We start from the raw sequence: 8058 nt of genomic DNA on the forward strand, positions 1-8058 counted from the left end.
AAGGCTCCCTTTAATATGGGAGCTTTTTGTTGATAATACTGACCATACTTTCACTGATTGTATCAAATAATTCCCTCGGAATAAAATGTCCCATTCCTTCAATAAGCAGCCATTTGGCACCCGGAATAGAATCCGCAATATCTTTTCCGCAATCAGGATGAAAGATCAGATCCTCTGTTCCATGAATGATTAAAGCCGGAGCAGTTATTTTCTTCAGCACTTCAGGATTATATTGAAAGGAACCCATTGCTAAAAGCTGCCAGATGATTCCGTTTTTGGTTCTGGAACGTATAAGTTCCTCTTCAAGCAAAGCTTTTTCCTGATTCGAATCAAAAGCATATCCCGAGCCCGATATTTTCTTTGCAAAATGGATCTTTTCTCTCATATACTCTTCTTTCTGAAGAACAGGATCAGCAGACACCTGTGTCATCATAGCCATCACTTCCGGATCAGGCTTGGGAAGGGAAGGATTTAAGGATGTTGACATGATGATGGTCAATGATAAAACTCTTTCAGGATAATAGGAACCTAAAAGCTGTGCAATAATTCCTCCCATGGAACGTCCTGCAATATGAGCTTTTTCAATATTTAAATGATTAAGAAGACCGATAACATCATCCGCCATATTCATTAGAGAATAAGGAATCCCTTCTTTACTGAGCATCGCAAAAATCTCTTCAATGCTTTTATCAGAAGGTATTTCCCTTTTTGTATTAAAAACAGAACTCCCCGAATCTCTGTTATCAAACCGGATAACCCTGAATCCTTTTTCAACCAAAAGATCACAGAATGTATGATCCCAACGGATCATCTGACTTCCCAATCCGGAAATTAATACAATGGTATCAGGATTTTTCTCACCCAATACCTCATAGCATAATTCCACCTCATTCATTTTGACTGTTTTCATTTAATCCCTTTGTGTATTTAATACTATTTCTTCCAATGGTAAAAGCCTTGAGTCCTCTACTGCAGCCATTCTATGACCCATGATTTTCATATAAGCTTCATTTTTTTCGAAACTGAAAAAATCATCGACACTTTTTTGTTTAATTAACAGGCACAGATCCCAGTATTCACTTTCAGGACCTATCAGAAACTGATCTCCTTTTCCAATAAATAAAATTTCTCCGCCGCTTTCCTTTAGATAAGGTTCGGTTTCCCTGATATAGGTAAGATAAGCATCCAAACCGCTTGATTTTTCATTGGGCTTCAGATCCGGATATTCAGAATAATCTGCTTCCTTCTTCAATCTGATGAGATTAAGATTAATAATGGCCCCTTGTATATTTTTAGTAAACAGATGTTTTCCTGCCTCAAAAGTTGGAGATAGATATTTTTTTGACATCACTTTAATATAATTCTGTAGTGAGTCCGGAAATATAAGACTGTTCAGCCTTTTGAACCTCTTTGCGGTAGTTGATAAATTCATTGTTCTGATCCGGAACAACAACTGCAAACTCAAAGGTAAAAGAATCACTTCCCGATTCTGTCCATTCCTTCTGTAACTGAGGATTTGTAAACATGCCTCCGTTTAGCAGAAATTTCATCTTATTCACCAGCGCTTCCAGATGTAAAGAAGCCTGAACATATTGTTTACCATTTAATTTGTTGGTAACAGCAAGAACTCCCATTGTTGTTGTATGGTCTTTTGCTTTTTCTTTTAGTTGTTTTTTTAATGCATTTTTCATCTTTTCATTATTGGATATTTCCTCCCAAATCAAATAAAAGCTCATTGACCATGCGTAGAGATTTACCTTTTTTGGATGTAAGAATTTCTTTAGTAATATTCTCTGCGCTTAGTTTAGCTTCTTCAAATATCTTTTTACCGTTAGGAGTGATGACCACATAGCTTACACGGGCATCTCTTTCGTTGCTTTCTCTGGATACCAGTCCGATTTTTTCCAATGGATTCAATAACCGGGTGACTCCAGATGCCGTAAGACCTATTTTTTCAGCAAGATCTATTCTCCTCATTCTGCTCTCAGAGGAAGAATAGAGCACATAAAGAATAACAAAGTCATTGAATCCCAGACCATGAACACTCAGAGAATCAAATTTTCTGGCAATTACAGACTGTAGCTTATTGATGTTTATTAAAAGTAATAATTCTGTGCTTATCATTGAAAAGTGTTTGAGTTGTCAAGTATTTTGTTTTGCAAATATATAAAATTTATTGAATGGCTATCCTCTATTTATTATTTTAAATAAAATTAACGTATCGGTACGGTAAGATAATTTTGTTGTAAGCCATCATCAATACTAAAAATAAGACACCAAATGTTGTGTAAATATCACAATATAGAGCTTTTAGCTATTTTTTTTAATTTTATATCTTTAAACAGGGAATTATTTTTATTGTACTGAGAGCGTTATCAACTATTGTTTTATTAACTTAATATTTGTTAAAAAAATCACTTTTATGGGATAATTTACTGTCTGTCAGTCATTTTTTTTTATTTTAGCCAATGAGAATAAATGGATGTTTAGTAATGAAAGTTTTAAGGTAAAATATTTAAACTGTTATTGGCTGCAAAGCAGGTCATTAGTACAAAGAAAAATCCGGATAGACAAGATATCATTTGATTTTGCCATCGGATTCTTTAAAAGTTACACCCCTGAAAACATTTTTTATTAAATAATTTATTCAATTTTTGTCCGGATCTTTAAGATGATGGACTGATGACAATTTTATATAGGACTTCCTGTTTTAAAGACTTTGTTTTCACAGGAAAAAACTGCTGTTATAAAATACTGTGTATTAATGTTGTAGTGAAGGATTTGAAATAGTTTTAAATGTTGAAATGAAGATGAATTTACTTTTCATGGAGAGGCCTTATTTATTTCTGTCTCCGGGACTGTTTAATAAATATGAAACTCCCTGTGTTACGGCTTTTGAGACCCTTTTTAACAAACGGTCTTCAAACAATTTTAAAAAATATAAAGGAAAACTGCTGACCTCCATTCTTTCAGCAGGTGGGAAAACGGTTTTTAATAACAAAAAGTACGGGCTCTATCATGAACTGTTAAAGTATAATGGGTTTGAACCAGAGAAAGCTCTTATCAAACTGCCTGAAGAATGGAATAAAACGAATAACCTGAAACAAATTTATACATCAAATTAAAGCCCATGAAAGAAAGACTTTATGAGATCCTTAACGAGGAAAAAGTACATGAGATTATTCCCTTTCTAAAAGAGCTTAGCATTGAAGAAAGGAAAACACTGATCCCCTCTATCAAGAAAATGGACCGTGAGATCAGTAAAATTGTAATGACTAAAAACTCCTACCACACGGCAGGATCTGTGAACCAGCATTCCATTATAGATATAGCTTCTTTTGTATGTATGGACAAAAAGAATTTTGGTAAAAATTACTGGAGCCTTTTCCGCAATGCAGAACAGACCGAGCAGATACTGGAATGGGGATGCCCGGATTGGTTTTCAGACTTTATCAATGAATCTGTTGAAGCAGAATTTACAGCCTTCAATTATAAAGATATTTTAGGATGGTCAGAGAAAGGATATGTACAGCCCAAACCTGAATTATTGGGACATCACCTGAGTAATTATCCGGCTGATCTTGACCGTTATCCTGAAACACTTAATACACATTTCTGGTATTTATGTGAATTTCCTTCCAAATCTTTACCCTTCCGTAAAGAATGGTTTCCCATCGTTCAAAAGCTCATTGCTGAGAAGAAAATTGAAAGGAAAAGATTCCTGAAAGAATGCCTTCTGGCTTCCAACAGAAACTTTAATAAAAATGTCACGGGTTGGTTTATGGATGCTTTTACATCATTAAAACCAACGGAAGAAGAATTATCTGATCTGCAGGATGAACTGCTTGCAGGCCTTGTTTCTTCACAGTCAAAAGCCGTGAATACAATATTATCCCACCTGAAAAAAATTGTTGGGGTTGCTGAATTTAAAAATGAAGAATTTTCGCATTACCTTCCGAATTTGCTGAGCTCAGAGGTAAAAACAGTGGTGGTTTCCAGCCTGGGACTTACCGAAAAAATATTTCAGAGAAAGAAGGTGGATCCGGATATGCTCGGAGTGGCTTTAAGTACAGCATTTGTTAATAAAGATGATGGCATACAGTCAAAAGCAGCAAAGATCATTCTTAAATACATACCTGCTTCAGAAAATATGATTGAGGCACTTTCTCACTATTCAGATAATATATTGACGAATGTACGTCCGCTTTTAGTAAAATATATTGAAGAAAAACAGCCGGAGCTGGAAGCTATAGCTTCGGAAAAACGATTGCTGGCTACAGATGAAAATGCAGTGCAGGTACTTCAGAATTTTGAAGATCTGATGTTCTATCTGCCTTTGGCAATGGACGATCCGTATAGCTATCATTGTGATATTGCTTTGACTGGATTTATAAGGTTTGCCGGAGATGTGGATGAAGATTCTGTGAAACTGATGGAACCTGTATTTTTAAAGGCCTGTAAAACCATTGCAAAATGGGAAGTTCCTTATCTGAATGTTTTGCTGTGCAATGCTATTATCAATTATGGGCTGGCATTAATGGAAAAATATCCGGTTCAGTTAAAGAATCTGGAAAAAATATATCAGAAAACAAGGGAGGAAGAAATAACAAGAGAGTCTTATTCCAATTATCAGAAGAAACTGGGCCCGATAGAAGATGTTGGAGCAGATTGTCCTGCAAGACAGGCTTTTAAAGAGATCGCTGTATATGCTGTTGAAAAAATAAAATCCGGGGATAAACTGCCTTTGTTATTTCCTATCACCCACGCGCCATGCTGGATTTCCCCTGTGACTCTCGTTGAGAGATTAGAGAATTATCAGAATAGTAATACAGAGCCTCATCATCTGGATATTCAGCTGGCCCTGCAGCGCTGTGCTTTGGATGATACTTCAGAAGCTGTTGCAGAAACAGAGAAAAGACTAAAGGGTGAATATAGAGAATTGTTGCTTTTCTTCTTTGGTAAAAATGAAAAACCGGAAGGCAAGTTTATACATCCTTCATGGTGGATGACAGCCGGAATTACACGTTCACCTGACACTGTTTTTGAAGAATTCAGAAGTTTCGGATATGAAAATATTCCTGTGGAATTCTTTTCAGGGGCTTACCAATGGAAGACCATTGACAATAAGAAAAACTCATACTATCCGGTAGAGCTGAATATTACGATTCCAAAATATCATCTCGAAAAAAGAAAAGAACCTTTGTTCCTGGAATATTTTGTAGCAGAGCAGAAAGAGCTTAATGAAATTCCTGCACTGATGCTGTGTTTTCCCAATACGCCTGCCAATGCCCTGGCGAAAGTAATCAAGTACTGTCTTTTTTATTCAGGAATTGCAGAAGTTTTTGAAAGAAACCTTGTTTTGAATACTGCCAATACGCTGTATCAGATCAAGAAACCTCTGGATGAAATTGGTTATCTGTTTCTTGGGACTATTTTCCTGGATGGTGATAAAACCATCCGAGGAACTGCCGCTGAAATCTGGCTTGAACATGTTTCCTGTCAGATGATGGATAACGCAAGGCTGGGAAGAGTGATTGGTCTGCACGAAAAACTGGAGTGGGCACCGGTGAAAAGATTCACAGATCTTATGCAGCATCACATGCTGAATGTAAGCAAAAATCATAATACTGCTCTCGAAGAATTGATTACCAATATTGTACTTCAAATGGAAGAACCGGTTACCAATCTGAAAAGAATTCTGGAAATTTACCATGAAGTATTGGCATTGAATCATTCATTGGTTCCTAAAGAAGTACTTGAAAAATTAAACCACTGGAAAGAAAACTCTAGCCTTAAAAAAATCTGTAATCTACTCCTGAAAAAATAGATCATGGAAGATACGCTTATTTACAACTATTCAGGAGCATCCTCTTTAGTTAGGACAGGTGCGCTTGAAGAGTTGTTCCTCGCCAAATACAATGAGGTATATAAAAATACTGATGCACCCTGTTTCTTTTGGGGAAATGTAGGGCAGCCCTTTATTTTGGCCCGATGTCTGATCACACTTTCCAACATTGTGAAATCCAGTTTTAATCTGTCGCCGCTTCAGATGGCACACCTTAAAGATCCTATAGTGACAGCAGGAAATGGGAGAGTACGATTTGAAGGCTTTTCTCATTGTGCAGGAGTATATGCAAGAGTAGATGTACTGCCTGATGGATTGGATGGAGAGTTTCTTCAAAACGGAACAACAAATGTGGATTTCAATCAGCCTATGATAAATGCTTTGGGAAGTATCCGTCCGAATGGAAAAATTATGCTTTCTGTAGGGCAAAAAGAAGTTGGGATTTATCAGGAAGAAAATAAAATAATAGAAAGAAAAGTCCCATTGCCTGTAAAATGGATCAAAGGATTGGGGACCGTTCAGGTCTATTTATCAGAATCAGTGAAACGCCATACCTTCAATAGAATCCAGACGCAGCAATTATTTAGAGGAATGCCGAAAGGAGTGGTAAAGTCAGATTATTACTTAATTTTACGTGGAAATAAACCCATCTTTTCTCCGGTACAATCTACAGATTCTGTTTGCATAGGAGGAATTCACAGGCTTCGTCTTTTAGAGCCTCTTCTTCCTTATATCGATTCTATGCAGGTATTTGCACATGCCAATATGCAGTCCGTAACATGGCAGCTCAGTATGGGGAATATCCGTTTCAGTTTTTCTTTATCTAGAGAATGCTGGAGAGGTTTCTCAGGGGAAGGCGCAGTGTTAGATAGCCTGATTTCGGATGTTCCCGACGAATGGATTGATGCCCTGGATAAATATGCCTATGCCAACCAGTCCTTCAATCCTGCCACACTTGTTCTGGAAGAGAATATCAGTTTTGACAAAGTTGAAAATAGTACCGGCAGGCTTGCTACAATGGGATTACTCGGTTACGACCTTGATGACAGTGAATTTTTCTATCGCAGGCTTCCTTTTAAATTAAGCCGTATTATCGGACTCAATCCCCGGATAAAAGATGCTGAAAGATTGATTGAAGACGGAAAAGTAGAAATTTTAAATCATCATAAAACAAGAACAGAAGCCAGAGTAAAAGGAACCGGTGTGCATCACACAGTTATCATTGAAAATGAGCGTGCGCGCTGTACCTGTGAATGGTTCAGTAAATATCAGGGTGAGAGAGGACCCTGTAAACATGTCCTGGCAGTGAAAAAGCTGGTCAATGCTTAAATGCTGCTTATGATGTTTATTTTATTATTTTGCTGATAATACAGAGGTGTAAAAATCCTACGCCTCTGTATTGTAAATTATATTATTGGCCAGTCTGCTGTATCCATTCTTCATAGCTGAGTACACCTAATTCCGGTCTCCCTTCTCCGTCCAGAACAGAAATAAACTCAAGCTGGTTTCCATCGGGATCATTAAAATAAACAGCCAGCGCAGGCATCCATGCAAATACCATAGGCTCGGCACTCCCGTTTTTCAGGAAGTTGTAAGGTTTTAAATTCTTTTTTTCAAGAAACTCTACAGAATAATTCAGAATATCGTCCTTACTGCAGGAAAAAGCAAAATGTCTGGTCTGAAGATTCTCCTTCTGCTCCCATAGTCCGAGCATAAATTCTTTCCCTTCTCCAACCCATAAAAAAGCAATGGGCCTGGTTTCATCTCTATACGCAAGTTTCAATCCCAGCACTTCTGTATAAAATTGTATTGCATTTTCCAGATTGCTCACCTGAACATGGGTTTCATATATTCCTTTAATCATAGCTTAATTTTTAATCATAACAAAGCTAGAAAAGCCTTAGCGAAAAATTAAATACAGATGATTTCTTTAATGAAAACGAATGATAGAAGGATTTTATAATGATAAATGATGAATGCGTTTGTATTTCTCAAACATCTGTATAAATCTGTGGGATTTGCGGAAAAAAATCTATTTAGCATTATTCAATAGAGGTGGGCTTTAGCCCGCCTTATAAATAGCCTTATTCATCCGGCTTTAGATTCTGTGTTAACTTCCAAATATTTTTTATACATTTATATTTATAAAAGCGACCTTGAGTTAGCTTGCGTAGGGTGAACGTCTTTGATTTTTACCCTACTTTCTTCAAAAT

The 8058-nt window shown here is 36.7% G+C and carries 8 protein-coding genes; 3 read left to right on the forward strand and 5 right to left on the reverse strand.

Annotated elements, in window-relative coordinates; genetic code table 11:
- Window positions 1–10: 10 nt before the first annotated feature.
- From ACLI50_RS19800 to ACLI50_RS19815, 4 genes are read right to left on the reverse strand one after another with little or no spacing between them, the layout of a single operon-like run.
- Window positions 11–910, reverse strand: coding sequence for an alpha/beta fold hydrolase (locus tag ACLI50_RS19800; protein WP_411414481.1), 900 nt, complete (start codon window positions 908–910; stop codon window positions 11–13).
- Window positions 911–1348 carry a DUF1330 domain-containing protein gene (locus tag ACLI50_RS19805; protein ID WP_411414482.1) on the reverse strand — a complete coding sequence of 146 codons (438 nt, stop codon included), beginning with the start codon at window positions 1346–1348 and terminating at the stop codon, window positions 911–913. It lies immediately after the preceding gene.
- Window positions 1349–1352: 4 nt separating this feature from the next.
- Window positions 1353–1691, reverse strand: a complete 339-nt coding sequence (locus ACLI50_RS19810; protein WP_343641744.1) for a GIY-YIG nuclease family protein — start codon at window positions 1689–1691, stop codon at window positions 1353–1355.
- A gap of 7 nt (window positions 1692–1698) precedes the next feature.
- Window positions 1699–2124 (reverse strand): MarR family winged helix-turn-helix transcriptional regulator, encoded by a 426-nt coding sequence (locus ACLI50_RS19815; protein WP_343641746.1) that lies wholly within the window; start codon window positions 2122–2124, stop codon window positions 1699–1701.
- A gap of 680 nt (window positions 2125–2804) precedes the next feature.
- Between ACLI50_RS19815 and ACLI50_RS19820 the strand changes: the two genes are divergently transcribed.
- From ACLI50_RS19820 to ACLI50_RS19830, 3 genes are read left to right on the forward strand one after another with little or no spacing between them, the layout of a single operon-like run.
- Window positions 2805–3125, forward strand: a complete 321-nt coding sequence (locus tag ACLI50_RS19820; RefSeq protein WP_343641748.1) for a hypothetical protein — start codon at window positions 2805–2807, stop codon at window positions 3123–3125.
- A 5-nt stretch (window positions 3126–3130) separates the two neighbouring features.
- Window positions 3131–5827, forward strand: a complete 2697-nt coding sequence (locus tag ACLI50_RS19825; RefSeq protein WP_343641749.1) for a DUF6493 family protein — start codon at window positions 3131–3133, stop codon at window positions 5825–5827.
- A 3-nt stretch (window positions 5828–5830) separates the two neighbouring features.
- Window positions 5831–7174: an SWIM zinc finger family protein gene (locus tag ACLI50_RS19830; RefSeq protein WP_411414483.1), complete on the forward strand. Its 1344-nt coding sequence runs from the start codon at window positions 5831–5833 to the stop codon at window positions 7172–7174.
- Between the two features lie 82 nt (window positions 7175–7256).
- Here ACLI50_RS19830 and ACLI50_RS19835 read toward each other — a convergent pair whose 3' ends face one another.
- Window positions 7257–7709, reverse strand: coding sequence for a VOC family protein (locus tag ACLI50_RS19835; RefSeq protein ID WP_411414484.1), 453 nt, complete (start codon window positions 7707–7709; stop codon window positions 7257–7259).
- Window positions 7710–8058 lie beyond the last annotated feature (349 nt).

The sequence above is a fragment of the Chryseobacterium cupriresistens genome, from assembly GCF_046614675.1.
Taxonomy (GTDB): domain Bacteria; phylum Bacteroidota; class Bacteroidia; order Flavobacteriales; family Weeksellaceae; genus Chryseobacterium; species Chryseobacterium cupriresistens.